This window comes from Cupriavidus sp. H19C3 (genome assembly GCF_049393815.1).
GTDB lineage: Bacteria > Pseudomonadota > Gammaproteobacteria > Burkholderiales > Burkholderiaceae > Cupriavidus.
In genome coordinates this window covers 2937464-2963950 of record NZ_CP184985.1, presented here as the reverse complement: position 1 = coordinate 2963950, position 26487 = coordinate 2937464, and the positions used below count along the sequence as shown (strand labels likewise).

Genomic DNA, 26487 nt, shown 5'->3' with positions numbered 1-26487 from the left:
GCGAATCGGGGTGTAGTAAAGGTTGGGTACTGCTTGTGTATTGGGGTTGTGCTTGTACTGGCCAAGGCGGCACAGCTGAACTCGTCACTGGGCAAGACACACCAGTTATAGGATCAAGCCTTACGGGCAATTAGTACTGGTTAGCTTAACGCATTACTGCGCTTCCACACCCAGCCTATCAACGTCCTGGTCTCGAACGACCCTTCAAGGAGGTCAAGCCTCCAGGGAATCCTCATCTTCAGGCGAGTTTCCCGCTTAGATGCTTTCAGCGGTTATCTCTTCCGTACATAGCTACCCTGCGATGCCTCTGGCGAGACAACAGGTACACCAGCGGTACGTCCACTCCGGTCCTCTCGTACTAGGAGCAGCCCCCGTCAAGATTCCAACGCCCACGGCAGATAGGGACCAAACTGTCTCACGACGTTTTAAACCCAGCTCACGTACCTCTTTAAATGGCGAACAGCCATACCCTTGGGACCGGCTACAGCCCCAGGATGAGATGAGCCGACATCGAGGTGCCAAACACCGCCGTCGATATGAACTCTTGGGCGGTATCAGCCTGTTATCCCCAGAGTACCTTTTATCCGTTGAGCGATGGCCCTTCCATTCAGAACCACCGGATCACTATGTCCTGCTTTCGCACCTGCTCGACTTGTCGGTCTCGCAGTTAAGCACGCTTTTGCCATTGCACTTTAGGTACGATGTCCGACCGTACCAAGCGTACCTTCGAACTCCTCCGTTACACTTTGGGAGGAGACCGCCCCAGTCAAACTGCCTACCATGCACTGTCCCCGACCCGGATTCACGGGCCAAGGTTAGAACCTCAAACAAACCAGGGTGGTATTTCAAGGACGGCTCCACGAGAACTAGCGTCCTCGCTTCAAAGCCTCCCACCTATCCTACACAGACCGGTTCAAAGTCCAATGCAAAGCTACAGTAAAGGTTCATGGGGTCTATCCGTCTAGCCGCGGGGAGATTGCATCATCACAAACACTTCAACTTCGCTGAGTCTCGGGAGGAGACAGTGTGGCCATCGTTACGCCATTCGTGCAGGTCGGAACTTACCCGACAAGGAATTTCGCTACCTTAGGACCGTTATAGTTACGGCCGCCGTTTACCGGGACTTCAATCAAGAGCTTGCACCCCATCATTTAATCTTCCGGCACCGGGCAGGCGTCACACCCTATACGTCCACTTTCGTGTTTGCAGAGTGCTGTGTTTTTATTAAACAGTCGCAGCCACCATTTTATTGCAACCCCTTCACCCTTCTGGCGCAGGCCAGTCAAGCTACCAGGGCGTACCTTATCCCGAAGTTACGGTACCAATTTGCCGAGTTCCTTCTCCCGAGTTCTCTCAAGCGCCTTAGAATACTCATCTCGCCCACCTGTGTCGGTTTGCGGTACGGTCTCGTATGACTGAAGCTTAGAGGCTTTTCTTGGAACCACTTCCGATTGCTTCGCAGCATAAAGCCGCTCGCCCCACATCCTTGAATTCCGCGCCCGGATTTGCCTGAGCGCCTTCTCCAATGCAGGGACCGGGACTTCCAACACCCGGACAACCTTCCGCGATCCGTCCCCCCATCGCATCATACGACGGTGCAGGAATATTAACCTGCTTCCCATCAGCTACGCATCTCTGCCTCGCCTTAGGGGCCGACTCACCCTACGCCGATGAACGTTGCGTAGGAAACCTTGGGCTTACGGCGAGGGGGCCTTTCACCCCCTTTATCGCTACTCATGTCAGCATTCGCACTTCTGATACCTCCAGCATCCTTTACAAGACACCTTCACAGGCTTACAGAACGCTCTCCTACCACGCAATTGCTTGCGTCCGCAGCTTCGGTGACTGGCTTAGCCCCGTTACATCTTCCGCGCAGGACGACTCGATCAGTGAGCTATTACGCTTTCTTTAAAGGGTGGCTGCTTCTAAGCCAACCTCCTGACTGTTTTAGCCTTCCCACTTCGTTTCCCACTTAGCCAATCTTGGGGACCTTAGCTGGCGGTCTGGGTTGTTTCCCTCTTGACACCGGACGTTAGCACCCGATGTCTGTCTCCCGTGATTGCACTCTTCGGTATTCGGAGTTTGCTATGGCGGGGTAATCAGCAATAGACCCCCCAACCATGACAGTGCTCTACCCCCGAAGGTGAGACACGAGGCACTACCTAAATAGTTTTCGGAGAGAACCAGCTATTTCCAGATTTGTTTAGCCTTTCACCCCTATCCACAGCTCATCCCCTAGTTTTTCAACACTAGTGGGTTCGGTCCTCCAGTACGTGTTACCGCACCTTCAACCTGGCCATGGATAGATCATCTGGTTTCGGGTCTACACCCAGCGACTCAACGCCCTGTTCGGACTCGCTTTCGCTACGCCTTCCCTAATCGGTTAAGCTTGCCACTGAATGTAAGTCGCTGACCCATTATACAAAAGGTACGCCGTCACCCCCGAAAGGGCTCCGACTGTTTGTATGCATGCGGTTTCAGGATCTATTTCACTCCCCTCCCGGGGTTCTTTTCGCCTTTCCCTCACGGTACTGGTTCACTATCGGTCGATCACGAGTATTTAGCCTTGGAGGATGGTCCCCCCATCTTCAGACAGGATTTCACGTGTCCCGCCCTACTTGTCGTACACCTAGTTCCACAATCGTGTTTTCGCATACAGGGCTATCACCTGCTATGGCCGGGCTTTCCATCCCGTTCTGCTAACACCACTGCTAAAGAGTACAAGGCTCTTCCCATTTCGTTCGCCACTACTTTGGGAATCTCGGTTGATTTCTGTTCCTGCAGCTACTTAGATGTTTCAGTTCGCCGCGTTCGCTTCCCTTGCCTATGTATTCAGCAAGGGATGACCCATTCGGGCCGGGTTTCCCCATTCGGATATCTTCGGATCAATGCTCGTTTGCCAGCTCCCCGAAGCTTTTCGCAGGCTACCGCGTCCTTCATCGCCTGTGATCGCCAAGGCATCCACCACATGCACTTGTTCGCTTGACCCTATAACAAGTGTGTCTCCAGGATTTACATCCTCCGACACGCTCACTACAGGTCTGAGTTCTCGCGTTTGTGCCGTATTCCAAGTCATCTTTCGATCACTGGATTACATTTTGGTTGATACAATCACAACCCGGTATCGCGCATACTGCCGCGCATCTCATCAATGCGCACGCGACACCTTTACTACATCCCATATTGTTAAAGAACAGCCAATCTTGCGATTGCTTGGCAATGCCAAATGAAAGCGCTCTCTCTTGCTTCTCGAAGCAGCGCTTTCATTTGGACTACCAGGGTAGTGGTGGAGGATGACGGGATCGAACCGACGACCCCCTGCTTGCAAAGCAGGTGCTCTCCCAGCTGAGCTAATCCCCCCGCGATAACTTGGTGGGTCTGGTAGGACTTGAACCTACGACCCCCGCCTTATCAAGACGGTGCTCTAACCACCTGAGCTACAGACCCTTGGCTGTAACAGCAAACAAACCGATAAGTGTGAACGCTTGACTCCAGGACACGCGCCTCTGGAAAGGAGGTGATCCAGCCGCACCTTCCGATACGGCTACCTTGTTACGACTTCACCCCAGTCATGAACCCTGCCGTGGTAATCGCCCTCCTTGCGGTTAGGCTAACTACTTCTGGCAAAACCCACTCCCATGGTGTGACGGGCGGTGTGTACAAGACCCGGGAACGTATTCACCGCGGCATGCTGATCCGCGATTACTAGCGATTCCAGCTTCACGTAGTCGAGTTGCAGACTACGATCCGGACTACGATGCGTTTTCTGGGATTAGCTCCCCCTCGCGGGTTGGCAACCCTCTGTACGCACCATTGTATGACGTGTGAAGCCCTACCCATAAGGGCCATGAGGACTTGACGTCATCCCCACCTTCCTCCGGTTTGTCACCGGCAGTCTCTCTAGAGTGCTCTTGCGTAGCAACTAAAGACAAGGGTTGCGCTCGTTGCGGGACTTAACCCAACATCTCACGACACGAGCTGACGACAGCCATGCAGCACCTGTGTCCACTTTCCCTTTCGGGCACCTGATGCATCTCTGCTTCGTTAGTGGCATGTCAAGGGTAGGTAAGGTTTTTCGCGTTGCATCGAATTAATCCACATCATCCACCGCTTGTGCGGGTCCCCGTCAATTCCTTTGAGTTTTAATCTTGCGACCGTACTCCCCAGGCGGTCAACTTCACGCGTTAGCTACGTTACTGAAGAAATGAATCCCCAACAACTAGTTGACATCGTTTAGGGCGTGGACTACCAGGGTATCTAATCCTGTTTGCTCCCCACGCTTTCGTGCATGAGCGTCAGTCACGTCCCAGGGGGCTGCCTTCGCCATCGGTATTCCTCCACATCTCTACGCATTTCACTGCTACACGTGGAATTCTACCCCCCTCTGACGCACTCTAGCCTTGCAGTCACAAGCGCAATTCCCAGGTTGAGCCCGGGGATTTCACGCCTGTCTTACAAAACCGCCTGCGCACGCTTTACGCCCAGTAATTCCGATTAACGCTCGCACCCTACGTATTACCGCGGCTGCTGGCACGTAGTTAGCCGGTGCTTATTCTTCCGGTACCGTCATCCACCCCAGGTATTAGCCAGAGCGATTTCTTTCCGGACAAAAGTGCTTTACAACCCGAAGGCCTTCTTCACACACGCGGCATTGCTGGATCAGGGTTGCCCCCATTGTCCAAAATTCCCCACTGCTGCCTCCCGTAGGAGTCTGGGCCGTGTCTCAGTCCCAGTGTGGCTGATCGTCCTCTCAGACCAGCTACTGATCGTCGCCTTGGTGGGCCTTTACCCCACCAACTAGCTAATCAGACATCGGCCGCTCCTATTGCGCGAGGCCTTACGGTCCCCCGCTTTCACCCTCAGGTCGTATGCGGTATTAGCTAATCTTTCGACTAGTTATCCCCCACAACAGGGCACGTTCCGATGTATTACTCACCCGTTCGCCACTCGCCGCCAGACCGAAGTCCGCGCTGCCGTTCGACTTGCATGTGTAAGGCATGCCGCCAGCGTTCAATCTGAGCCAGGATCAAACTCTTCAGTTCAATACCTGTGTGGTGCCGAAGCACCTCGCTCTTTCGAGCGGTCGCTCACTCTCAGAAAACTGACTGGCTCCGTCCGAAGACAGAACCAACATGTTTTACTGTGCGAGCACTGATAACTTTTGAAGCTTCCCGAACCCTCGATCAGATCGAGACTCCGGTGCGTCCGTCATCAAGCGCCCACACTTATCGGTTGTTTGTTTGTTAAAGAACCTTGCGCTTCCGGCTTTGCCGTTCGCGCCGCTGCTGCGCTTGTTTCTGCGTCAGCAGCGAAGAAGCGAGATTATGCTGCGCTTTTCACTACTCGTCAACAGCTTCGTCAGTTTTATTTTGCTGCGCTGACGTTCCGCCGACTCCTGCTTCTACCTCTACTACCACCCGCAAACCCGCGCCGTCTGGTCGTTTCCGTTCGGCGTTGTGTTGCGAGGGGGCGAATATTAAGCGGGCCGCCCCATCTTGGCAAGCCCTTTTTTGCGATGCAGCGCAAACGATGCGAGGGACCAGTGTGCGCATCTTGATAAGGCGCGCGACAATGGTCCGCGTCCGGCCCGCGCGGGCCGCCACTGTCGAGGAGTGCGTGCGTCATGGCCATTCGCATCGTCCGTCTGGGTTCCCCTCGCAGCCAGGATGAAGGACTGCGGCTCGGCACCGTGCGGCGGCCGCCGCGGGGCGTGCCCAAGTCCGAGTTTGGCAGGCGCGACTACTACGACGTCTGGTATCCGCTGCTCTCGCCGACGCCCGAACTGGTGGCGGAAGCATTGGCCGCGCAGGATGCCGGCGACGACAAGGCATGGCGCGCGTTCGTGCGGCGCTTTCGGGCGGAAATGGCCGCGCCCGACGCCAGCCGTACGCTCGATCTGCTGGCGGCACTCTCTCATCAGACCAATTTTTCGATGGGCTGCTATTGCGAGGACGAGGCGCATTGCCATCGCTCGATCCTGCGCGAATTGCTGGTCAAGCGCGGCGCGGCGTTGATCGCGGGATGACCTGATACAAGGCCCGGCCGCGCTATGATGCGTAGCTTTGCCGGCTCCTGATATCCCATGGCCCTGAACCTGGTCTGGCTCGGATTTTTCCTGCTTGCCTTTCTTGCCGCCTGCGTAAAGCTGGCGCTTGGCGACACCGCGGTCTTCCCCGCCATGCTTGCGAGCCTGTTCGACAGCGCCCGCACCGCTTTCGAGATCTCGCTCGGGCTTGCCGGCGTGATGAGCCTGTGGATCGGCGTCATGCGCGTGGGCGAACGGGCTGGCGTGATCGACCTGTTCGCCCGCTTGGTGAACCCGCTGCTGCGGCATTTCTTTCCCGGCGTGCCGCCCGGCCATCCGGCGCAGGGCGCCATGATGATGAATGTTTCGGCGAACCTGCTCGGCCTGGACAACGCCGCCACGCCGCTGGGCCTGACCGCCATGCGCGAGCTGCAGTCGCTGAACCGCAAGCCCGATACGGCGACCGATGCGCAGATCATGTTCATCGTGCTCAATACGGCGGGCCTGACGCTGATCCCCACCTCGGTCATCGCCATCCGGCAGGCCATTGCGGTCAAGCAGGGGCTGGTGGGCTTCAATGCAGCCGATATCTTCCTGCCTACCCTGCTGGCGACCGGCGCCTCGTGCCTGGCGGGATTTCTGGCCGTGGCGTGGGTGCAGCGGCTCAATCTGCTGAAGCCTGCGGTGCTGGTGGCGTTTGCCATCGTCGCGAGCCTGCTCGGCGGGTTGCTGCTATGGCTGCGTCACGCCCCGCCCGAGCAGGTCAGCCAGATGACCGCGCTGGCGGGGAGTGGCTTCATCCTGTCGCTGATCGTGGTCTTCCTCGTATGCGGCGCGATCCGGCGCATCAATGTGTACGACGCCTTTATCGATGGCGCCAAGGAAGGCTTTGGCGTGGCGGTGCAGATCATTCCCTATCTCGTGGCGATCCTGGTCGCGATCGGACTGTTCCGCGTCACTGGCTGCATGGATGTGCTGATGCATGGCCTGACGGCGCTGTTCGCCTGGAGCGGGCTGAATACGGATTTCGTGCCAGCGCTGCCGGTCGGACTGATGAAGATTCTGTCGGGCGCCGGCGCGCGTGGGCTGATGGTCGACGTGATGACGGCCTATGGCGTCGATTCCTTCCAGGGCCGTCTGGCGGCCATCATCCAGGGATCGACGGAGACCACCTTCTACGTGCTGGCGGTCTACTTCGGTAGCGTGAATGTGCGTAACACGCGCCATGCGCTCGGTTGCGCGTTGTTCGCGGACCTGGTGGGGCTGGTCGCCGCGGTGTGGATTGCCTATCTCTTTCGCTAGCTTGTTGCGTGACCGCAACATGAATGTGCGCACTTGCAGCCATTTAAACAAACACTACTTGGTGCGTCGCAACAAGTCGTGTATATTGAAGTCTGTCTCCTCCACCACCTCGGTGGATTCCAGCCCGCGCACTAACCTGCGCGGGTTTTTTTTGCCTATTTTTTGTCCTGACCCGGAACGGACACGCGGCAAACGCCTGATCACCGGCACTTTTTTCAATAATGCGGCGCCACCCGCTTGGTCCGCACCATTCAGGGCCACTTCCTCCCATGCGTGGTGCGCCGCCGCACAGTTGCGGCGCAAACGCGGCCATAGAAGCCATTTTGTTGCGACGCAACATTGCATCCATTACAGTGTGATGCATCTGTTGTATCGTCCCCAAGCGTCCGTTGCTGCCCATGTCCGCCTTCCTGTCGTGCCTGCTCCGATACTGGCCCGGTGCCGCATTCGCGCGGCGCGGCGTGGTCTACGCGTTGTCATTTCTGGCGCTGGCGGGCACCGGCTGGCTGGTGGGCGATAGCAGCTACCTCTGGTCGGCCACCGCATCGATCTGGACCTGCCTGGCGGACCGCGAGGGCACTGCGGCGGCGCGCATGCGCGTGCTCGGCGCGGTCGGAATCGGCGGCGGTCTGGTGTGTGCGCTTGGCACGGCAGTCTCGGCGATGCCCGCGCTGGCGTTGCTGGTAGTGCTGGTGGGCGGCGTGATAGCGGGCCTGGCCGAATTGCGGGGAGCGGCGGCGTCGCTGTGCTTCAAGCTCCTGTACGTGGTGCTGATCGCGGCTTGCCTGCAGCCGCCCGTCGCCGACGTGCCGATGCTGGTCCACGCCATGACCGCGAGTGTCGACTATCTGCGCGGCGGGCTGTTTGCGTGCCTGGTAAGCCTGCTGCTGATTCCTTCGCAGCGCGACGCGCGGCCGCGGGCGCAGATCGCCGCTGCATACGAGGCGCTGCATCGCTTTGCCACCGCCCTTGCCGCGCCCGCCTTCCCGGCCGACACCATGCCGTACAAGCAGCAAATCCGGCGGCGCATCGAAGCCGCGCGCGCCGCCGTGCAGGCGCGGCGCGGCTGGCGGGATCCGGTCGGCATGCTGCGCTACGCCTATGCCGTGGCCGTGGCGGATGCCATCTTCGCCCTGCTGATCGTGGTCGCCGAATTGCGCGAACGCGCGGGAAGCGATCACCGCCTGCCGTTGCCCCACATGGCGCGATGCCTCGCGGATATCGACGAACTGGTGCGGCAAAACCTGTCCCAGCATGCCCCTGACCTGCCCGCGCTGTGCGCGATGCTGGCGCAGGAACTGCGGCGTCTGCGCAGCGAGCACAACAATGCGGGCGCACCACCGACTTACCGCTCGGCGCTGGCGGCGCTTGGACAGTTACCGGCATTCGCCCAGTGGCGCGAGAGCTTTGCATGGCCGCGGCGCGGGCTGCCGGATGCGATCGACCAGGTGGGGCTCTGGATGACCGAGCTCGCGGCGCGTGATGCGCAGGTGACGCGCCATGCGGTGCGCCTGGCGCTGGCCGGCGGACTGAGTCTGCTACCCGCGCAGATCTGGCAGTTGGGCCACGGCTACTGGGTGGCGGTGACCGTGATCATGGTGCTGAGCCCACGGCTGCAGACTACGCGCCAGATCTCGTTCAAGCGCTTTGCCGGCTCGCTCGGGGGCGCGCTGGTGGCCTGCCTGATCAGCCTGACGCAACCGTCAGCGCCAGCGGCGCTCGGCATCAGCGCAATGTTTCTGGCCGGCGCCTATGCGGGCCGGCTGGCGGGCAATGCCGCCGCGTTTGCATTCTGCCTGACGCCAGCGGTCATCCTGTTCTCGTGGACGGGCGAGCCGGCCGGGGCCAGCAGCAGCGTCGTGGCGGCGCTACGGGGCATCGATACCGCGCTCGGCTGCCTCATCGCATTGGCCAGCTATTACGTGCTGTCGCCACGCGCCGAGTTGTCGCGCGCTTTCCGGCACAGTCTAGATGCACTCGCGGTGAATGCGGTTTATCTGCGCGCGGCCATCGCGGCCGCGCGCACGCTAGCGGCCCCGACGGCCCGGCTCGAGGCGCTGCGGGTAGCAGCCGGGCGCGCTTCGACGCGCGCCGAGGAGACCCTTGCCCAGGGCGCCGCCGATATGAGCGCGGACCTTGCGGGCGCGCATCGCCAGATCCATGCCGCCGCGCGCCGCATGGCCGCGCTGGCGGGCGTGGTGCGGGCGGGGGTGGAAGCAGGCGAGGCAGCCGCGCCGCCCGCGGAGCCCGTGCAAATGCTTCTGGCCGAAGTGGAAACACGGCTGGCCGAGGTAGCTGCGCGGCCTGGCGGCAGTATCGGCAAGCCGGCCCTGCCGCTGCCGGAAGCGCCTGGAGCGCTCGGCGAGCACGAGCTGTTCCTGGTCGAACAGGCGCGCTTTGCGGGCGCGGGCATCGATGCCGGCCATGCTGCGGTGCAAACCATGCGCGCGGCGGTGGCGGCCCTGCACAGCCCTTTGCGGAGCACGGCCATATCCTAGAATGTGTGGATAACTCTCCGACACACCCGCGGTCCTACCGAACGAGGTATTGCCATGGCCGACGTATCGTTTCCGAGCAGCGCTCCCACCTATTGCGCCACCAGCCTGACGCTCTCGTGTCCGGCCCTGGTCGATGGCAACGACACCCTCTACTCGATCACGGCCGAAGCCCTGGAAAGTCATTTCGGCGCGCGTTCGCCGCGCAAGGAGGACCTGGTGGCGGCGTTTACGACCCATCGTCCACGCATCGAGCAACTGGCCGAAACCTTGTTCGAGCTGACCCACGCGCGCCAGATCTGCCTGCGCAGCGGGCACTTTCGCTTTGCAGGCTGATGCGGGCTGATCTTGCCGACTGACTGCCGGGACTGAGCGCCGGGCCGACCGGACGCCTATTCGGCGACCTGGCCGCGCACCAGCAGCACCGGCATCGTTGCCTGGCGAATCACCGCTTCGGCCACACTGCCAAGCACCAGCCGCCGCACACCGCGCCGGCCATGCGTGCCGATGACGAGCAGATCGCCGCCCCACTCGCGCGCGGCTTCGGAGAGCGACGCGGCGACATCGCCAACTACCGCCGGTTCAGTCACCAGGCGCGTCTCGAACGGGATGTTGGCGGCCGTCAGCCGCGCCGCGGCGGATTCCAGCGCCTTCTTGCCGCTGTCCACGTACGCCTGCTCCATCTGCGTGATATCGAAATAGCCGGCGTCGAACAACATCACGCCGCGATCGACGATGAACATCGCCAGTACGGTCGCCCCGCTACTGCCGGCCACGCGGATGGCTTCATCGAGCGCGAGATCCGACGTTGCGCTCCCATCCACCGCGACCACGATCCTGCCGTAAGCTGCTTTCGTCATTGCGCTGTCTCCCAAGTGAACTCGTATGGATACTACTCCGCCGATTGCGCAGCGTAAGTAACCTCACACTGAAAATGCGCAGGCAAATGCCTACGGCTTGCGCCATATCAGGCCCCCGGCAGCCTGGTGCGCCGGTGCCGCCGCAGATTCCGTCCATCGGCCCCCACTTAAATTGACCGACCGGTCGGCTTATATATATAGTAGCCACGTTGCCGCCGTGCCGCGCACGGCTGTCCCCAACCCGGAGGCAAGGAGGCGTCATGTACACCCAGAGCCTGGATCTGCCCGGCCAGCCCCACGCCGTGGAAGTGAACGTCGACGACCGCCAGGCGGCGTTCGACGCGCGCATCGCGGCGGATCACAAGGTCGAGCCGCAGGACTGGATGCCCGAGGCGTACCGCAAGACGCTGGTGCGCCAGATCTCGCAGCACGCGCATTCCGAGATCATTGGCATGCAGCCGGAGGGCAACTGGATCAGCCGCGCGCCGTCGCTCAAGCGCAAGGCGATCCTGCTGGCGAAGGTGCAGGACGAAGGCGGGCACGGACTTTATCTCTACAGCGCGGCGGAGACGCTGGACGTCTCGCGCGAGGCCCTCGTCGATGCGCTGCATACGGGCCGCGCCAAGTATTCGTCGATCTTCAACTACCCCACCCTCACATGGGCCGATGTCGGCGTGATCGGATGGCTGGTAGACGGCGCCGCCATCATGAACCAGATCCCGCTGTGCCGCTGCTCTTACGGCCCGTATGCGCGCGCCATGATCCGCATCTGCAAGGAGGAGTCGTTCCACCAGCGCCAAGGCTTTGACGCGCTGCTGGCGATGATGCGCGGCACCGAGGCGCAGCGCGCGATGGTGCAGGACGCGGTGGACCGCTGGTGGTTTCCGGTGCTGATGATGTTCGGCCCGCCCGACGCGGCCTCGACCAACAGCGCGCAGACGATGGCCTGGGGCATCAAGCGGATTTCCAACGACGACCTGCGCCAGAAGTTTGTCGATGCGACGGTGGAACAGGCGCGCGTGCTGGGCGTGACGCTGCCGGACCCCGGCCTGCAGTGGAATGCGGAGCGTGGCCACTACGACTACAGCCCGCTCGACTGGGACGAATTCTGGCGCGTGATCAACGGCGACGGGCCGTGCAACCGCGAGCGCCTGGCCACGCGCGTGCGCGCGCATGAGGAAGGCGCCTGGGTCCGCGAGGCGGCGCTGGCCCATGCCGCGCGGCACGACGACGCCAAAGCGGCCTGAGGAGGAATGCAGATGGATGGCAAAGAGATGCACGACGAGGGGCGCAAGGAGGTGCACAAGGAGGTGCACAAGGCCGGGCGCAAGGAGTGGCCGCTGTGGGAAGTGTTCGTGCGCAGCAAGCAGGGACTCGAGCACAAGCATTGCGGCAGCCTGCACGCGGCGGACGCCCGGCAGGCGCTGCATATGGCGCGCGACGTGTACACGCGGCGCCAGGAGGGTGTCTCGATCTGGGTGGTGCCGTCGACGGCGATCACCGCGAGCGCGCCCGAAGAGAAGGCCGAGCTGTTCGACCCCATGGCCGACAAGATCTACCGGCACCCGACGTTCTATGCGTTGCCGGATGAAGTCAATCACATGTAGGGCTGCATCATGACGTCATCGCTCTCCACCGTTGTCGACGACGAGCTGTCGCTGGCGCGCACGACCGGGTTGGAATATGTGCTGCGCCTGGCCGACAATGCGCTGATCCTCGGCCAGCGCAACGCCGAGTGGTGCGGCCACGGGCCCGCGCTCGAGGAAGATATCGCGCTGGCCAATATCAGCCTCGACCTGATCGGGCAGGCGCGCCTGCTCTACACCCACGCCGGCACGCTCGAGGAGGACCTGACCGGGCGCGCGCGCCAGGAAGACGACTACGCGTACTGGCGCGACGAGCGCGAATTCCGCAACTGGACGCTGCTCGAGCTGCCGCACCACGGCCCGCTGGCGGGCACCGCGCGCGCGCCGCGCGACTATGCGGTGACGACCGTGCGCAATTTCCTCTACAGCGCGTTGATGACCGAGCTATGGGCGGCGCTGGAGGCCAGCCGCGACCCTGGCCTGGCGGCGATTGCCGCCAAATCGGTGAAGGAGGCGCGCTACCACCTGCAGCATGCGGCGGGCTGGATGGTGCGGCTCGGCGATGGCACCGAAGCGTCGCACGCCCGCATGCAGCAGGCGCTCGACCACCTGATGCCGTACACCAACGAATGCTTCGAGGCCGACGGCGTGGAACGCGAAGCGGCCACGCAGGGCGTCGGGGTGGCACCGGCCGATCTGTACGGCGCATGGGACGCCACCGTGCGCGAGGTGGTGGAGGCGGCCACGCTGCGCCTGCCCGCGCCCACGGCCTTCCTGTCCACGGGCAAGCTCGGCGTGCATTCGGAACATATGAGCTATCTGCTGGGCGAGATGCAGAGCCTGGCGCGCGCCCATCCCGGCGCGCAATGGTAACGCGGAGCGACGCGGTGAGGATGCCAGGCGCGCCGCACGGCGGCGATCGCATCGCGCGGGCCTGGGCGGCGCTCGAAGCCGTGCCCGACCCCGAGATCCCGGTGGTTTCGATCCGGGATCTCGGCATTTTGCGCGAGGTACGGCTCGGCGCCGATGGCGCGACGCTGGAAGCGGTGATCACCCCCCACCTACTCGGGGTGCCCGGCGATGGCGCAGATCGAGGCCGATATCGGCCACGCGCTCGATCGGGCCGGCCTCGCGCCCTGGCGCGTGCGGACCGAGCTGGCACCGGCCTGGACCACCGACTGGATTTCGGCGGCGGGCCGCGCGCGCCTGCGCGAGTACGGCATTGCGCCGCCGGGCGCGCAGGCGGCCAGCGGCCCGCAGCCCCTGCGCTTTGTCGGCCGGGGGCGGATCGGGGCCGCGACGGGCGCCGGCGCAGCGGCGGCGGGCGTACCCTGCCCGCGCTGCGGCGGCACGCATACCGAGGAGCTGGCGCGCTTTGCCTCGACCGCCTGCAAGGCGCTGTACCGGTGCCTGGACTGCCGCGAGCCGTTCGACTATTTCAAACCCTACTGAGCCATGACCCCACAGTTCCATCCGTTGCGTGTGGCGCAGGTGCGCCCGGAAACCGCCGATACGGTCTCGATCGCGTTCGAGGTGCCGGCCGCGCTGCGCGACGCATACCGGTTCACGCAGGGGCAGTTCCTCACGCTGAAGGCCGCGGTGAACGGGCACGAACTGCGCCGCTCGTACTCGATCTGCTGCGGCGTACAGGACTACGATCAGCGCGGCGAACTGCGGGTGGCGGTCAAGCGTGTCGCGGACGGGGTGTTCTCGCGCTGGCTGCACGACACCGTGGCGCCGGGCCAGGCATTCGAGGTCATGACGCCGGACGGCCGGTTCCATGTGCCGCTCGATGCCGGCGCCGCGCGGCACTACGTCGCGTTTGCGGCCGGCAGCGGTATCACGCCGGTGCTATCGCTGATCCGCACCACCCTGGCGCATGAGCCTGCCAGCCGGTTCACGCTGGTCTACGGCAACCGGTCCGTGGACAGCATCATCTTTTCCGAGGCGCTCGAGGACCTGAAGAACCAGTACCTGTCGCGCTTCACGCTCTACCACGTACTGTCGCGCCAGCCGCAGGAGGTGGAACTGCTGCATGGCCGCCTGGACCGCGAACGGGTGGCGGCATTCCTGTCCACGCTAATTCCGGCGGACGATATCGACGCGGCCTTCGTCTGCGGACCGGCCTCGATGATCGACGAGGTGGAGGCGGCGTTGCGCGATGCCGGCGTGGATCCGCATCGGATCCACGCCGAACGCTTCGGGGTGCCCGTCACCCCGCAGCAACGCCGGCCGGACGACCACGCCGGGCATGGCGCCCCGGCCGGCACCGCCGAACTGGTGGTGGTGCTGGACGGCAAGCAGCACCGCATGCGCCTGCCGATGGACGGAGCCAGGGTACTGGACACCGCGCTGGCGGCCGGCCTCGATCTGCCGTATGCGTGCAAGGGCGGGGTCTGCTGTACCTGCCGTGCGCGGGTGCTCGAGGGCCAGGTGGCAATGGAGAAGAATTACACGCTGGAGGCGTGGGAGATGGACAAGGGATTCGTGCTGACCTGCCAGGCGCGCGCGCTCACGCCACGCGTGGTGGTGAGCTACGACGAACGCTGAAGGGTCGCGCTTGGCCGCGCGCCGTGATTACAATGGCGAACAAGACGCGCCGCTGCCCTGCGGCGCCGGCGATCCGGGACGCGTCGACTTACTCATACCATCACGGCCATGCAATATATCCATGTCGTCAACGGCGATGTCGCGGGCAACACCATGCGCCAGGCACTGGCACAGGCGGCGCGCCCCGATCCGGTGGTCGTGCTGCGCGACGACCTCGCAGTCGGTCCCATCGTCGATGTCGACAGCACCGGGCTGATCCGCTCGGGATTCTGGCAGCGCGTGGCGCCGCACACCGACATCGACTTCGCAGCCGAAATGCGCCAGGCACTCGACCAGCTGCAGGCGCTGCGGCGCGACGACATGGAGGTCGCCATCTGGCACGGCCAGAGCGCCTCGGACCAGCTGATGCTGCGCCGCGTGGTGTCGCACCTGTACCAGGCGCCGCAGCGGATCAACGAGGTGGCGATGGACCTGCGTGAACTGGAAGCGCCCGTGCACGGCAATCTCACGGCCATCGGCATGTATCCGGCAGCCCGGCTCGCGCGCCGTTTCTCGACCATCGCTCCGGTGTCGGTCCTGCGGCTGGGCCGGCTGGGCTACGAATGGCAGCAGAACGTCAAGGAGAACGCCGATGTGCGGCTGTGGAAGGGCAACACCATCGTACCGGCCGCCTATCACAACGTGGATGACGTGATCCTGGAACGCGCTCCCGACGCGTGGACCCCGGCGGCACAGGTGGTGGGGAGCGTGATGGGCGCCATCGAGGGATTGCTGGCCAGCGACTGGTTTGTGTTCTGGCGCTGCCGCGAGCTGGTCAGCAGCGGGCAACTGGAGCTGCGCGGCAATGCCGACTCGCTGCAGACCTGCGAGCTGCGCCGCCATCCGGCCCTGAGCGCCGAATAACCGCACGGACCCGAGCCTCCATGGCCAGAACCAAGGCGCCCGACTTCGAGGCGCAGCGCGAACAGATTCTGGAGCTGGCCGCGGCCGCCTTTGCCGCGAGCAGCTATCCCAGTACCTCGATGTCGGACCTGGCCGCCGCATGCGGTACGTCCAAGGCGCGGCTTTACCACTACTACGAGAGCAAGGAAGCGATCCTGTTCGACCTGCTCGACCGCTACACGCGTCGGCTGATGCGGATCGCCACCGAGGTGCCCGCCGAGGGCGAACGCAAGGGCCGCTCCGAACAGGAACGTTTTGCCGAATTGCTGCGCGCCTTCCTGGGCGAGTACGAAACCTCGCAGACCCGGCATATCGCGCTGATCAACGACGTGAAGTTTCTGGCCGCGGCACAGCGCGACCAGATCCTGCAGCGCGAGCGCGATGTGGTGGCCGCCTTTGGCCGACAGCTGCGGCTGGCCTATCCCACGCGGGTGACCGCGGAGAACCAGACCGCGCTGACCATGACGGTGTTTGGCATGATCAACTGGACCTTCACCTGGCTCAAGCCCGGCGGCCGGCTGTCGTACGCCGCGTTTGCGGAGATGGTGATCGACCTGCTGGAAGGCGGGCTGGCGCGGCCGCCGCGCTAGCGCACCGGCGCGCCGGTGCGTGCGCGGCATCGCGCCGGGTCGCCGGTCCACTCCGATTCAGGTCCACTCCGATTCTTCGCGCTTTTTGCGCTGTTCGCGATCCTGCCGGAACATTTCCTCAAGCTCGTCGCGCGCCTGGCGTGCCAGCGAGAACAGCTTCTTCTTGTCGGTGTAGTGCGGGTAGAAGCGGTCGATGGCGGCGATATTGTGCCGGCGGAAGCGTAGCGCCGAATTGCGCGCGTCGGTCGGGTCGAAGCCGAGCCCTTCCAGCACACGCCGGCCCATCATCAGCGAACCTTCGAACATCTCGCGCTCGAAGGTATCCACGCCGCGGTCCTTGAGCTGGTAGACGTGCGAGACATGGCGGGCCCGTGCGTAGATCTTGAGATCGGGCCAGCGTTCGCGCACGCGATCGATCAGTTGCAGGTTGTCTTCCATGCCGTCGATGGCCACCACGAGGATCCTGGCGCTGCCGGCGCCGGCGGCTTCCAGCAGATCGACGCGGGTGGCGTCGCCATAGAACACCTTCATGCCGAACTCGCGCAGGAATTCGATCTGGTCGGGATCGTGGTCGAGCACGGTGACGCCGATGCCCTGCGCGTACAGCAAACGACCGATGATCTGGCCGAAGCGGCCGAAGCCGGCGATGATCACCGGGTTGTTCTGCGGCGGAATCACATCATCCGGTCGGCGCGTGCTCTTGATGCCTGGCGCGACAAAGCGGTCATACAGCAGCAGCAGCAGCGGGGTGGCCACCATCGACAGTGCCACGATCAGCACCAGCAGCGCCTCGATCCGCGCCGGCAGCAGCCCGGCGCCGCCGGCGACCGAGAACACCACGAACGCGAATTCCCCGCCCTGCGAGATCAGCAGGGCGAACAGCAGCCACTGGCTGCGGGCGACGCCAAAGCGGCGCGCCAGCAGCACGAGGACACCCGTCTTGACCAGCACGAAGCCGGCCACGAGCCCAAGCACGCGCCAGGGCGCCTGAGCCAGGATGGCGAAGTCGATCGACATGCCGACCGCCATGAAAAAGAGGCCCAGCAGCAGGCCCTTGAACGGCTCGATATCGGCCTCGAGCGCGTGGCGGTACTCGGAGTCCGCCAGCAGCACGCCGGCCACAAAGGTGCCAAGCGCCATCGACAGGCCTACCGCGTCCATCATCAGCGCGATGCCGACCACCAGCAGCAGCGCAAACGCGGTGAACATCTCGCGCATGTCGGTACGCGCGATAAAGCGCAACGCCGGCCGGACCAGGTAGCGGCCGCCGACCACCACGGCACCGATCACGCCCACCGCCTTGACGGCCGTGATCCAGTGCGGGGTACCGGTGCCGGCCGCGCCTACCGCCGCCGGCGCATCCATGGCCAGCAGCGGCAGCAGCGCGATCATCGGGATCGCGGCGATGTCCTGAAATAGCAGAATGCCGAAGCTGGCGGCTCCCGCCGGCGTGCCCATCAGGTTGCGCTCGGCGAGTGTGGCGAACGCGATCGCGGTGGAGGACAGCGCGAGGCCAAGCCCGGCTACTAGCGCAACCTGCCACGGCGCGCCGATCAGCGCCGCGAGCAGGCCGATGGCCAACGCGCACGCCGCCAGCTGGATGGTGCCGTAGCTGAAGATGGTCTTGCGCAGCACGCGCAGCTTGCGCGGCTCGAGTTCGAGCCCGATGACGAACATCATCATCACCACACCGAATTCGGAGAAGTGGAGAATCGATTCGACATTGGTGACCAGACGCAGCGCGAACGGCCCGATGGCCGCGCCCGCGAGCAGATACCCCAGCACCGCGCCCAGGCCGAGGCGGCGCGCCAGCGGCACCACCGCCACGGCGGCCACAAGGAATACCAGCAGGGCGATCAGGAAGTCGTGCTGATTCATGGCTCGACCTCCTGCGAGGCTTCTGTCTCCGGCTCGATATCGGGCGGCAGCGGCGAGGACGGCGACAGATGGCGTGCGACGTGTTCGATATGGTGCGCGAGCGCGTCGGCGTCGGCATTGTCGGCGTCGTGCAGGACGATTGGGTCGAGCCAGTCCATGCCGCAGCGGGTGGCGGTCTGCTGCAGCGGCAGCAGGAAGTCCTCGATGGGCCGGCCGTGCATGCCATCCGGGCCGTAGGCGTCGGCCTGGCCACCTGTGCTGACCACGACCAGCATCGACTTGCCGCGCAGCGCGGTGCCACCCGGACCATAGGCCCAGCCGAATTCCAGCACATCGTCGAGCCACAGCTTGAGCAGCGCCGGCACGCTATACCAGCGCAGCGGGAACTGCAGCACGATGACATCGGCGGCGGAGACGGCGCGCTGCTCGGCCACGGCGTCGATGTCGTAGTCGACATAGTGGCGGTAGAGATCACGGACTTCCACGTGCGGCAACTCTGCCAGGGCTTCCGCGAGCGGATGATTGACGCGTGAGCGGCGTGGCGCAGGATGCGCATAAATCACTACGATCGGCGGCTCGTCGATCGATTCGGGAGCATTCGGAGCGGTCAAAATTTTCTAGGCGGCGAAGCGGGCGTCCGTGTCGCGTTGCAGCAAATCCACAGCGCGACAACACGTGACGCCGCAGGCGCACAGGTAAGTGGTTGAAATTGTTGATTTTTATAAACACGCCCGCGGGCGGGCCCGGGATGGCGCGACGGTAACTTACGCGAGGCTGACAAATCCACTACAATACTTTCCGCAATGCAGCAACCTAGTGTTTGCCCGAAGGTTTGCCCGAAGTTTGCTCGAAGGTCTACCCGAGCGCTTGCTCGAAGTCGGGTTTTCCGGGCCTCGGGTTTTCCGGGCCGATACGGACGCTATTTTTATACTGAATACCTGTCAAGGAAACCCAAGTGAATCCGCTCGAACTGAGCAAGGCCGTCGGTGCCGTCTCCGACGAAGATCTTCGCCGTGCCGCCGAGGCCAGTCAGGCTGCCCAGCGTGCCACCGTCCTGGTGCGCGAGCTGGCTGCTCATCATCGCTCCCGGCTTGCCAAGCATTTTCTCGCCCTCGGCGAGGAGGATCGCCTGCTCCGTTTTGGCCAGTCGGTGGGCAACCACGTGATCGAGGCGTACGTCGACAGCATCGACTTCGATCATGACAGTGTGTTTGGCGTGTATGACGAGCATCTGGAACTGGTCGGCGTCGGCCATTTTGCCAATCTGCGTGACAATGCCCAGGGCCGCGTGGCCGAATTCGGCGTCTCGGTTTCGCGGAGCGCGCGTGGCCGTGGCATCGGCAGCGCCCTGTTCCAACGCGCCGCCATCCACGGCCGCAACAACAATGTGCGTACGCTCTACATGCACTGCCTGTCGCGCAACGCCGCGATGATGCATATCGCCAAGAAGGCCGGCATGAAGGTGCAGTACGCGTACGGCGAAGCCGATGCGTACCTGGAACTGCCGCCGGCCGATACGGTCAGCCGGCTGACCGAGGCGCTCGACGAACAGGTCGCCGACCTCGACTACATGGTCCGGCGCAATCTGCGCGACGCGCGCCGCTTTGGCCTGCGTTTCTGGCGGTCGCTGTTACCGCAGAAACGCACGGTCTGACGGTCCCGCGCGACCTGGCAGCAACAGACAAACGGCGCACCGCGATGGTGCGCCGTTTTGCTTTCGGGGCCTGAACTGGGTGCCAGGCGTGCGGGCGGCGGGCGTAATGCGGTCCGCCGCAGCAAACGTCAGCCTCCGGCCACCGGCAGGGCGGTGGTGTCCTTGATGGATTCGAGCGCAAAGCTCGAGCGGACGTCGATCACGGACGGATGCGCGAGCAGTTGTTCCTGCATGAAGCGCGCAAAGTGCTCCATGTCCTCGACATAGACCTTCAGCAGCAGATCCATCTCGCCCGTCATCGCGTGGCAGGCGGCGACTTCGGGCCAGGTGGCGATGGCGGCGCGGAACAGGTCGAGCGGCGCCTTGCCCTTGGGCGTGCCGCCCTGCTTCTCCAGCCTGACGTTGATGTACGCCAGCAGCCCGAGCCCGATCTTGTTGGGCTCCAGCAAGGCGGCGTACTGACGAATCACGCCAATTTCCTCGAGCCGCCGGATGCGGCGCAGGCAGGGGCTCGGCGACAGATTCACACGCTCCGCCACTTCGAGGTTGGTCAGCCTCCCGTTGGTCTGCAATACCTCGAGGATCTTTCGATCGATCTTATCCAGCTCCACCTTGCTCACGGTTTGTTGCTCCGCAATATGTATGTCGGCAATTTTTTTGCGCAAATTTAACAAGTCGTGCACAAGCCTGCAATTTTTTTGATGCCGGACCCGTACTTTCCCTAGCTCGCACGACCTCGTGCGGCCGCGAAAGAGAGGCAAGAGTGGTGCCAACGCCTTGCGCCGGCAATAAAAAACGCGACCCGAAGGTCGCGTCGTGAGTTTCGCCGAGGCCTCGCGGCCGATCGCTCAGCTGCCGCTAGTGGACGGTGCGCCGGCCGGTGCCGAGGCACCGGGGCCGCGATGCTGCATGCGGTCGCGGTGCATCTTCTGCATCGCCGAGCGGATTTCATCCTGCGTGACCTTGCCATCCTTGTTGGCATCGATCTGGTCGAAGCGGCTGGCCATGCGCGGGAAGGCGGCCTTCATTTCGTCGCGTGTCAGCGCGCCGTCGCCGTTCTTGTCCGCTGCCTTGAACCTGGCGTCGAACTCGGCCTTCATCTGGCTGCGCCGGGCTTCCCACTGCGCCTTGTGAAAGGCCGCGAGTTCGGACTTGTCCAGCTTGCCGTCGTGGTTGGTATCGATCTTGTTGAACAGCGCGTCGGCCTCTGCCTTCGAGATCGTGCCATCGCCGTCGGTGTCCACCGACTTCAGCCACATGCCGCCGCCATGGTGATGATGCTTGCCACCGTGATGTCGCGCGCCGCCCGGAGCGGGCATCGCCTGGGTGGCGGCGGGTGCGGTCGACGTCGTCGGTGCGGGGGTCGTCTGGGCAAAGGCAGTGCCCACGGCGAGGAACGCCGCGGAAGCGGCCAGGAAGGTCTTGATGGTCTGCGTCTTGTGGTTGCGTAGCATTGTCCGTGCTCCTTTTCATGCGTTGGGCATGTACGGATTAGAACGCAGACCTGATGACGAAGTTGGCGGATTTAATACGATGTTACCGGGCTCACAGATGGGCGGGAATGCCGTAATCGCGCGAAATCAAAGTCAAATATTGCGCGGCGCCGCATTATTGGCGCGGCACGGCCTGCTCGTTGGGAATGCCCTGGGGGTTATACCCGGGCGGGGCCGGAATGCTCTGGCCGTGCTGGAACTGCGGCGGCTGGAAGGATTGGGACTGGGGTTGCGGCTGCGCGGATGGCTGGGCCGATGGTGGGGCCGACTGTACCGGCGCGGCCTGCGTTACCACGGGCGCCGGCGGGGCCGGCGCGGGCATTGGTGTGGAAAGCGGCGCGGCCGCGCCCGACGGAGGCGCCGCGGCGACGCTGCCGATCTTGCCCGGCACCGCCACGTTCTGCACCGGCAGCGCGATTTCCTGGCGCACGCCGTTGCGTTCGATCACGATGCCGCGGCTGCGGATTTCGACCAGCTTGATCTGCGACGACAGTGCGGCACCCGCGCGCACAGCCTTGGGCGTGCCGTCGTCGAGCGCGAGAATCGCGGCGCTCGGTCCGCCGCCGTCGACATCGGCCACCACGCCGATCAGCTTGACGTCGCGTACGCCGGCCTGCACCGTGCCGCCGAACAGTGTACCGAGCGCACCGGTTTCCATCGCCTCGGTCTGGGCCACACGCGCGGTCTGCGGTACCGCGATGGTTTTCATCGCACTGAACGTGAGCACCCAGTGCGTGGCCAGCGCGCACAGCGCCACGAAGCAGACGAGGCTGGCCAGACGCGGCAGCCAGGCGGCGGAGGGGTCGAGGCGGAATGCAGGCCGCAAGGGCCGGGAGATCGCAGGCACGGGTACGGGTGGTCGGGTCGATTCAGCGACAAGCGTACCAGAGCCACAAGGCAACTGTCTGTCACACACGACCGACAGTTGCCCGCGCTCACCCGATCAAAGCAGATCGTCGAGCAGGTCGGGGCCGAACACCTCGCGGTGGATATGTTCGACCGGCACGCCGGCGGAGATCAGGGCATGGCGCTGTGCCTGCATGAAGCCGAGCGGGCCACACATATAGAAGCGGCCGTCGGCGAAGTGCGCGGTGTCCTGATGATCGAGCAGCGCGCGGATCGGCATGGTGCCGGCGTGATGGTAGTCCTGCCCGGAGACGTCGGTCGCGGCCGGCGTCTCGTAGCTGATGTGCGTATGAAGCTTCGACATCCGGCCACGCGCCCAGACCAGATCGTTGCGGTGCGCGTGATGGCCGCCATGGCGCGCGGCGTGGGCGAACAGCACCGGCCGATGGGGATTCTCCACCGCGAGTGTGCGCAGCACCGACATCATGGGCGTGACCCCGATACCCGCGGACAGCAGTACCAGCGGCGCCTTGTCGTCCAGTTCGGGGGCGAAGTCGCCGTAAGGCGCGCTCACGTGCAGGGTCGTGCCGACCTCGACGTTGTCGTGCAGCCAGTTGGAGACGGCGCCGGCCGGGGTTTCGGCACCGCCGGCCTCGCGCTTGACCGAGATCCGCCAGGTGGGCAGGCCGCGCTCGCCGGACAGCGAGTACTGGCGCAGCTGACGGCCGCCGTCGGCAAAGTTCACCTCGACGGTGATGTACTGGCCAGGGGCGAAATCGCGCAACGGCGTGCCATCCGCGGCGGCCAGCGTGAATGCGACCACGGTCTCGCCCTGGTCCTCGCGGGCCACCACGCGCACGGGAATCAGCTCGCCCGGGGCCATGCCGCTGCGCTGGTACAGGCGCGCCTCGGCGGCGATCAGTTCACCGGCGAGCAGCCAGTAGGCTTCGTCCCAGGCGGCGATGAGGTCGGGCGTGGCGGCGGCGCCGAGCACGGCCGAGATGGCGCCGAGCAGGTACTTGCCGACGATCGGATAGTGCGCCGGCGTCAGCCCCCACCGAGACGTGCTTGTGCACGATGCGCTCCAGCACCGGCGCAAGCGCGTCGGCACGGTCGATATTGGCCGCGTAGGCAAAAACCGCCGCCGCCAGCGATTGCTGCTGCGCTCCGTTGGCCTGGTTGCCCATGTTGAACAGGCGCGTCAGCTCGGGGCGCGCCGCGAACATCTCGCGGTAGAAATGCGTCGTGATGGCGAGGCCATGCTCGCGGAGGACGGGAACGCTCGCGTCGATGTAGGGGCGGGAAGCAGCGGACAGCATCTGGAATAACTCCGGTTTAATCATGCATCCAATATGCATGATTTTGCTCACAATAAAGCCGGCGCGCGCGGATGCGGTACCCGGTTGATTCGGGCGACCTCAGGCCGTGCGCCGGCTCAGGTAATCGCGATGCAGACTGATGATCGACTCGGCGGTACGGCTGTTGCCGGAGACATCGGCGAGCGTGAGGCCGTCGAGCGACCGGTAGAACGCTTCCTCTGCCTCTTCCAGCGCGCGCTTGAGCCGGCAGTTGCCGTTGAGCGCGCACGGCGGATCCGAGCAGTCGATCACCGACTTGTGCCCTTCCAGCTCGCGCAGGATGGTGCCGACCGACAGGCGCTCGGCCCCGGGGCCCAGTTGCAGGCCGCCGTGGCGTCCGCGCGTGGCCGCGATCCAGCCGAGCTTCGACAATCGCGCCGCCACCTTGACGAGGTGGTTATGCGAGATGTCGAATTGCTGGCCGACCTCCGCGATGGTGATCGGCCGGCTGCCGTCGCCGCGGGAGACATACATCAGCATCCGCAACGCGTAGTCGGAAAAGCGGGTCAGTTGCATCGTGAGGCCAATGATAGATAAGGTGCATCGCGAATGCAAGATATGTTCGCGACAACGTTCGACGAAATGTGCAACGGAATGCGCCCGCACATAAAACGGTCATGCCCGTGGCGTTATACTGGCTGGCCATTCCGGCCTCGCCGATGTTGCCCGGCGCGGATGACCCGGCAGACACGGCACAAGGCCAGACACGATGCACAGATTCGTCACCTCCGCACCCCGTTCGCAACCGACCCGTCCGACCCGGCTGAACCGTTGTTCCCGCGCCCACCGCGTGCGTGGCTTCACCCTGATCGAGATCATGGTGGTGATCGTGATTCTCGGGGTGCTGGCGGCGCTGGTGGTGCCCAAGATCATGAGCCGCCCGGACGAAGCCCGCGTGGTGGCCGCGCGCCAGGACATCTCCTCGATCATGCAGGCGCTCAAGCTGTACCGCCTCGACAACGGCCGCTACCCGACCACCGAGCAGGGCCTGCCGGCGCTGGTGAGCAAGCCGACCACGGAGCCGGTGCCCAACAACTGGAAAGGGGAAGGCTACCTCGAGAAGCTGCCCAAGGATCCCTGGGGCCACCCGTACCAGTACCTGAACCCGGGCGTGCGCGGCGAGATCGACGTGTTCAGCTTCGGCGCCGACGGCCAGGCCGGCGGCAATGGCAACGACGCCGATATCGGCAACTGGGAATAAGCCCCTCCCCGCTCATGTTGCCGGCGTCGTCGCGCGGCCCTGCCGCTCTCTTTCCACGGCGCCGGCCGGCCGGCTTCACCCTGCTGGAATTGCTGGTGGTCATGGTGATCGCCGGCATCGTCATTTCGCTGGTGGCGGTCAATGCCTCGCCCAACGAGCGCGGCCGCGTGCTGGACGACGGCCAGCGCATCGCCCGCCTGTTCGAACTTGCCCAGGAAGAAGCGCAGCTCGGCGCCCGGCCGCTGGCATGGGAGGGCGACCGGTCCGGCTGGCGTTTCCTGGAAGCCACGCCCCAGGGCTGGCAGCCGATGCGCGCCGACGTCTTCGCCCCGGGCCGATGGCGGCTGGCGATGGACGGCGTGACCATTACCGAGGGCGGGCGCTCCGCCGGCAATGGCGGCAATGGCGCGATGCGCCTCGTGTTCGGCCGCGAGCTGGTCGACGGTCCGCAGCGGCTGGTCCTCGTGCGCGGCCCCATCCGCGTGGACGTGACCGGCGACGGCAGCGGCCGTTATACCGCCACGGCGCTGCCATGAAGCGAGCGCAACCCTGCCGTCGCCCGGCCGCGGGCTTCACGCTGATCGAGGTCCTGGTGGCGCTGACCATTCTGGCGGTGGCGCTGACCGCCGCCATGCGCGCAATGGGCTCGATGGTGGAGTCCGGCATGGCGCTGCAGAGCCGCATGCTGGCCGAATGGAGCGCCGAGAACCACTTCGCCACCCTGCGCCTGTCGAAAACCTGGCCCGCGCCGGGCACGCGCGGCTACGACTGCCCGCAGGGCGGCACGCCGCTGTGGTGCGAGGAAACCGTCTCCGGCACACCGAATCCGTCGTTCCGCCGCGTGGAGATCGCGGTGTACCCGTCCGCCGGCAACAAATCCGTGCGGCTTGCCTGGCTGGTCACGATCGTTCCCAATGAAACGCGCAACATGCTCTGAGCGCGCCAGCCCCGCCCGCCGCCCACGTGGCCCGCATGGCCCGCATGGCCCGCATGGCCGCCGCGGTTTTACGCTGCTGGAGATGCTGGTCGCCATCACGCTGCTGGCAGTCATGGCCGTGATCGGCTGGCGCGCGCTAGATTCGCTCACGCGCAGCCGCGAGCGGCTGACCGACCACGACCTGCGACTGGACGCGCTCAAGGTGCTGTACGGCCAGTTCCAGGCCGACTGCGAGCACCTGGCCACGCCCGTGCTGCTGCAGGCCAGCCCGCTCGAACTGGGCCCGGGCCAGTTGCTGATGGTGCGCGACCGCCGCGAGACCGGCCAGCCGACCGCGTGGCAGGTCATTGCCTACCGGCTCGACGGCAATACCGTGGTGCGTGCCGCCAGCCCGTACCTGACCACGCGCAACGAGGTACGCGGCGCGCTGCTCAATATGCGCCAGGCCGCCGGGCGTGCGATGCAGGTGCGGCCGCTGGTCAACGACGTCAACAGCCTGTCGGCGCGCGCCTGGGTGGAACCCGGCGGGTGGCAGGCCGACACCGGCCGCATCTATGGCGCGCTGATCCAGGGCAATGCCGCCGCCAGCGCGGTGGCCGCGGCCCAGTCGACGCTGGCCGCTGCCACCGGCGCGAGCGACGTGGAAACCGGCATCGGCAACGTCGCCACCTCGACCGCGCTGCGCGCGGTGGAACTGACGATCTTCGCGCGCATGGGCGACGGCGATACGCCGCGCCAGTTTCAGAAAGTCTGCATGACCGGCCTATGAC

At 64.4% G+C, this 26487-nt stretch carries 22 protein-coding genes, 2 tRNA genes, 2 rRNA genes and 2 pseudogenes; 16 read left to right on the top strand and 12 right to left on the bottom strand.

Annotation, left to right across the window (positions count from 1 at the left end; translation table 11 throughout):
• Nucleotides 1-109 precede the first annotated feature (109 nt).
• The 4 genes from DFLDMN_RS13660 to DFLDMN_RS13645 all read right to left on the bottom strand — a co-directional run bounded on the left by DFLDMN_RS13660 (nucleotide 110) and on the right by DFLDMN_RS13645 (nucleotide 5042).
• Nucleotides 110-2988: ribosomal RNA gene (locus DFLDMN_RS13660) — 23S ribosomal RNA — on the bottom strand.
• 296 nt (nucleotides 2989-3284) lie between these two features.
• Nucleotides 3285-3360, bottom strand: a tRNA-Ala gene (locus DFLDMN_RS13655).
• 10 nt (nucleotides 3361-3370) lie between these two features.
• Nucleotides 3371-3447: transfer RNA gene (locus DFLDMN_RS13650), tRNA-Ile, on the bottom strand.
• Between the two features lie 63 nt (nucleotides 3448-3510).
• Nucleotides 3511-5042, bottom strand: a 16S ribosomal RNA gene (locus tag DFLDMN_RS13645).
• Together the 16S and 23S rRNA genes with 2 tRNA genes alongside form the textbook arrangement of a ribosomal RNA operon.
• 581 nt (nucleotides 5043-5623) lie before the next feature.
• Here DFLDMN_RS13645 and DFLDMN_RS13640 point away from each other — a divergent pair.
• The 4 genes from DFLDMN_RS13640 (at nucleotide 5624) to DFLDMN_RS13625 (ending at nucleotide 10158) form a co-directional block, all read left to right on the top strand.
• Complete coding sequence (locus DFLDMN_RS13640; RefSeq protein WP_423195470.1) at nucleotides 5624-6025, top strand: DUF488 domain-containing protein; 402 nt, start codon at nucleotides 5624-5626, stop codon at nucleotides 6023-6025.
• 57 nt (nucleotides 6026-6082) lie between these two features.
• On the top strand, nucleotides 6083-7327 hold the full coding sequence (locus tag DFLDMN_RS13635; protein ID WP_423195469.1) for a nucleoside recognition domain-containing protein: 1245 nt from the start codon (nucleotides 6083-6085) through the stop codon (nucleotides 7325-7327).
• A gap of 398 nt (nucleotides 7328-7725) precedes the next feature.
• On the top strand, nucleotides 7726-9825 hold the full coding sequence (locus tag DFLDMN_RS13630) for an FUSC family protein (protein WP_423195468.1): 2100 nt from the start codon (nucleotides 7726-7728) through the stop codon (nucleotides 9823-9825).
• 54 nt (nucleotides 9826-9879) lie between these two features.
• Nucleotides 9880-10158, top strand: a complete 279-nt coding sequence (locus tag DFLDMN_RS13625; RefSeq protein WP_423195467.1) for a DUF1488 domain-containing protein — start codon at nucleotides 9880-9882, stop codon at nucleotides 10156-10158.
• Between the two features lie 56 nt (nucleotides 10159-10214).
• On the opposite strand, the gene DFLDMN_RS13620 is transcribed toward DFLDMN_RS13625, so the two are convergent.
• Nucleotides 10215-10682 carry a universal stress protein gene (locus tag DFLDMN_RS13620; protein ID WP_423195466.1) on the bottom strand — a complete coding sequence of 156 codons (468 nt, stop codon included), beginning with the start codon at nucleotides 10680-10682 and terminating at the stop codon, nucleotides 10215-10217.
• Nucleotides 10683-10942: 260 nt separating this feature from the next.
• Here DFLDMN_RS13620 and paaA point away from each other — a divergent pair, with 260 nt between their 5' ends.
• From paaA to DFLDMN_RS13585, 7 genes and pseudogenes are all read left to right on the top strand, one after another.
• Complete coding sequence (gene paaA / locus DFLDMN_RS13615; protein ID WP_423195465.1) at nucleotides 10943-11929, top strand: 1,2-phenylacetyl-CoA epoxidase subunit PaaA; 987 nt, start codon at nucleotides 10943-10945, stop codon at nucleotides 11927-11929.
• A 27-nt stretch (nucleotides 11930-11956) separates the two neighbouring features.
• Nucleotides 11957-12289 (top strand): 1,2-phenylacetyl-CoA epoxidase subunit PaaB, encoded by a 333-nt coding sequence (paaB, locus tag DFLDMN_RS13610; protein ID WP_423198414.1) that lies wholly within the window; start codon nucleotides 11957-11959, stop codon nucleotides 12287-12289.
• 9 nt (nucleotides 12290-12298) lie between these two features.
• Entirely contained in the window at nucleotides 12299-13141 is an 843-nt protein-coding gene (gene paaC, locus DFLDMN_RS13605; RefSeq protein WP_423195464.1) for a 1,2-phenylacetyl-CoA epoxidase subunit PaaC, read from the top strand.
• Nucleotides 13135-13720, top strand: a pseudogene (gene paaD, locus DFLDMN_RS13600) (1,2-phenylacetyl-CoA epoxidase subunit PaaD). The gene paaC and the pseudogene paaD overlap by 7 nt, the downstream one beginning before the upstream one ends.
• A gap of 3 nt (nucleotides 13721-13723) precedes the next feature.
• Nucleotides 13724-14818 (top strand): 1,2-phenylacetyl-CoA epoxidase subunit PaaE, encoded by a 1095-nt coding sequence (paaE, locus tag DFLDMN_RS13595; RefSeq protein ID WP_423195463.1) that lies wholly within the window; start codon nucleotides 13724-13726, stop codon nucleotides 14816-14818.
• 108 nt (nucleotides 14819-14926) lie between these two features.
• Nucleotides 14927-15721, top strand: coding sequence for a DUF1835 domain-containing protein (locus tag DFLDMN_RS13590; protein ID WP_423195462.1), 795 nt, complete (start codon nucleotides 14927-14929; stop codon nucleotides 15719-15721).
• Nucleotides 15722-15741: 20 nt separating this feature from the next.
• Complete coding sequence (locus tag DFLDMN_RS13585) at nucleotides 15742-16350, top strand: TetR/AcrR family transcriptional regulator (protein ID WP_423195461.1); 609 nt, start codon at nucleotides 15742-15744, stop codon at nucleotides 16348-16350.
• Nucleotides 16351-16407: 57 nt separating this feature from the next.
• Here the strand turns inward: DFLDMN_RS13585 and kefC are convergent, their stop codons facing one another.
• Complete coding sequence (kefC, locus tag DFLDMN_RS13580) at nucleotides 16408-18228, bottom strand: glutathione-regulated potassium-efflux system protein KefC (RefSeq protein ID WP_423195460.1); 1821 nt, start codon at nucleotides 18226-18228, stop codon at nucleotides 16408-16410.
• Complete coding sequence (locus DFLDMN_RS13575; protein ID WP_423198413.1) at nucleotides 18225-18812, bottom strand: NAD(P)H-dependent oxidoreductase; 588 nt, start codon at nucleotides 18810-18812, stop codon at nucleotides 18225-18227. The genes kefC and DFLDMN_RS13575 overlap by 4 nt, the downstream gene beginning before the upstream one ends.
• Before the next feature lie 371 nt (nucleotides 18813-19183).
• Between DFLDMN_RS13575 and DFLDMN_RS13570 the strand changes: the two genes are divergently transcribed.
• On the top strand, nucleotides 19184-19882 hold the full coding sequence (locus DFLDMN_RS13570; protein WP_423195459.1) for a GNAT family N-acetyltransferase: 699 nt from the start codon (nucleotides 19184-19186) through the stop codon (nucleotides 19880-19882).
• 128 nt (nucleotides 19883-20010) lie between these two features.
• Here the strand turns inward: DFLDMN_RS13570 and DFLDMN_RS13565 are convergent, their stop codons facing one another.
• The 5 genes and pseudogenes from DFLDMN_RS13565 to DFLDMN_RS13545 all read right to left on the bottom strand — a co-directional run bounded on the left by DFLDMN_RS13565 (nucleotide 20011) and on the right by DFLDMN_RS13545 (nucleotide 24095).
• Entirely contained in the window at nucleotides 20011-20502 is a 492-nt protein-coding gene (locus tag DFLDMN_RS13565; protein WP_109585244.1) for an Lrp/AsnC family transcriptional regulator, read from the bottom strand.
• Nucleotides 20503-20730: 228 nt separating this feature from the next.
• Complete coding sequence (locus DFLDMN_RS13560) at nucleotides 20731-21336, bottom strand: EF-hand domain-containing protein (protein WP_423195458.1); 606 nt, start codon at nucleotides 21334-21336, stop codon at nucleotides 20731-20733.
• Nucleotides 21337-21490: 154 nt separating this feature from the next.
• Nucleotides 21491-22213, bottom strand: coding sequence for a hypothetical protein (locus DFLDMN_RS13555; protein WP_423198412.1), 723 nt, complete (start codon nucleotides 22211-22213; stop codon nucleotides 21491-21493).
• 105 nt (nucleotides 22214-22318) lie between these two features.
• A pseudogene (locus tag DFLDMN_RS13550) lies at nucleotides 22319-23540 on the bottom strand (globin domain-containing protein).
• 99 nt (nucleotides 23541-23639) lie between these two features.
• A complete protein-coding gene (locus DFLDMN_RS13545; RefSeq protein WP_423195457.1) occupies nucleotides 23640-24095 on the bottom strand; it encodes an RrF2 family transcriptional regulator in 456 nt (151 codons plus the stop codon).
• 193 nt (nucleotides 24096-24288) lie between these two features.
• Between DFLDMN_RS13545 and gspG the strand changes: the two genes are divergently transcribed.
• Genes gspG through DFLDMN_RS13525 form a run of 4 tightly spaced genes read left to right on the top strand, consistent with a single transcriptional unit; the run spans nucleotide 24289 to nucleotide 26486 of the window.
• Nucleotides 24289-24780: a type II secretion system major pseudopilin GspG gene (gene gspG / locus DFLDMN_RS13540; RefSeq protein WP_423195456.1), complete on the top strand. Its 492-nt coding sequence runs from the start codon at nucleotides 24289-24291 to the stop codon at nucleotides 24778-24780.
• A 14-nt stretch (nucleotides 24781-24794) separates the two neighbouring features.
• On the top strand, nucleotides 24795-25316 hold the full coding sequence (locus tag DFLDMN_RS13535) for a prepilin-type N-terminal cleavage/methylation domain-containing protein (RefSeq protein WP_423195455.1): 522 nt from the start codon (nucleotides 24795-24797) through the stop codon (nucleotides 25314-25316).
• Nucleotides 25313-25717: a type II secretion system minor pseudopilin GspI gene (gene gspI / locus DFLDMN_RS13530; RefSeq protein WP_423195454.1), complete on the top strand. Its 405-nt coding sequence runs from the start codon at nucleotides 25313-25315 to the stop codon at nucleotides 25715-25717. Before DFLDMN_RS13535 ends, gspI begins: the two co-directional genes overlap by 4 nt.
• Nucleotides 25695-26486 carry a PulJ/GspJ family protein gene (locus DFLDMN_RS13525; RefSeq protein ID WP_423195453.1) on the top strand — a complete coding sequence of 264 codons (792 nt, stop codon included), beginning with the start codon at nucleotides 25695-25697 and terminating at the stop codon, nucleotides 26484-26486. Before gspI ends, DFLDMN_RS13525 begins: the two co-directional genes overlap by 23 nt.
• The last annotated feature ends 1 nt before the right edge of the window (nucleotide 26487 follow it).

What these genes read in the sequence shown, in the direction of transcription:
- DFLDMN_RS13630 (WP_423195468.1), top strand. Translation starts at nt 7,726, where the DNA reads ATGTCCGCCTTCCTGTCGTGCCTGCTCCGATACTGGCCCGGTGCCGCA.
- DFLDMN_RS13625 (WP_423195467.1), top strand. Translation starts at nt 9,880, where the DNA reads ATGGCCGACGTATCGTTTCCGAGCAGCGCTCCCACCTATTGCGCCACC.
- DFLDMN_RS13640 (WP_423195470.1), top strand. Translation starts at nt 5,624, where the DNA reads ATGGCCATTCGCATCGTCCGTCTGGGTTCCCCTCGCAGCCAGGATGAA.
- DFLDMN_RS13620 (WP_423195466.1), bottom strand. Translation starts at nt 10,682, where the DNA reads ATGACGAAAGCAGCTTACGGCAGGATCGTGGTCGCGGTGGATGGGAGC.
- paaE (WP_423195463.1), top strand. Translation starts at nt 13,724, where the DNA reads ATGACCCCACAGTTCCATCCGTTGCGTGTGGCGCAGGTGCGCCCGGAA.
- DFLDMN_RS13560 (WP_423195458.1), bottom strand. Translation starts at nt 21,336, where the DNA reads ATGCTACGCAACCACAAGACGCAGACCATCAAGACCTTCCTGGCCGCT.
- kefC (WP_423195460.1), bottom strand. Translation starts at nt 18,228, where the DNA reads ATGAATCAGCACGACTTCCTGATCGCCCTGCTGGTATTCCTTGTGGCC.
- DFLDMN_RS13545 (WP_423195457.1), bottom strand. Translation starts at nt 24,095, where the DNA reads ATGCAACTGACCCGCTTTTCCGACTACGCGTTGCGGATGCTGATGTAT.
- DFLDMN_RS13590 (WP_423195462.1), top strand. Translation starts at nt 14,927, where the DNA reads ATGCAATATATCCATGTCGTCAACGGCGATGTCGCGGGCAACACCATG.
- paaA (WP_423195465.1), top strand. Translation starts at nt 10,943, where the DNA reads ATGTACACCCAGAGCCTGGATCTGCCCGGCCAGCCCCACGCCGTGGAA.
- DFLDMN_RS13585 (WP_423195461.1), top strand. Translation starts at nt 15,742, where the DNA reads ATGGCCAGAACCAAGGCGCCCGACTTCGAGGCGCAGCGCGAACAGATT.
- DFLDMN_RS13635 (WP_423195469.1), top strand. Translation starts at nt 6,083, where the DNA reads ATGGCCCTGAACCTGGTCTGGCTCGGATTTTTCCTGCTTGCCTTTCTT.
- DFLDMN_RS13525 (WP_423195453.1), top strand. Translation starts at nt 25,695, where the DNA reads ATGAAACGCGCAACATGCTCTGAGCGCGCCAGCCCCGCCCGCCGCCCA.
- gspI (WP_423195454.1), top strand. Translation starts at nt 25,313, where the DNA reads ATGAAGCGAGCGCAACCCTGCCGTCGCCCGGCCGCGGGCTTCACGCTG.
- DFLDMN_RS13535 (WP_423195455.1), top strand. Translation starts at nt 24,795, where the DNA reads ATGTTGCCGGCGTCGTCGCGCGGCCCTGCCGCTCTCTTTCCACGGCGC.
- gspG (WP_423195456.1), top strand. Translation starts at nt 24,289, where the DNA reads ATGCACAGATTCGTCACCTCCGCACCCCGTTCGCAACCGACCCGTCCG.
- paaB (WP_423198414.1), top strand. Translation starts at nt 11,957, where the DNA reads ATGCACGACGAGGGGCGCAAGGAGGTGCACAAGGAGGTGCACAAGGCC.
- paaC (WP_423195464.1), top strand. Translation starts at nt 12,299, where the DNA reads ATGACGTCATCGCTCTCCACCGTTGTCGACGACGAGCTGTCGCTGGCG.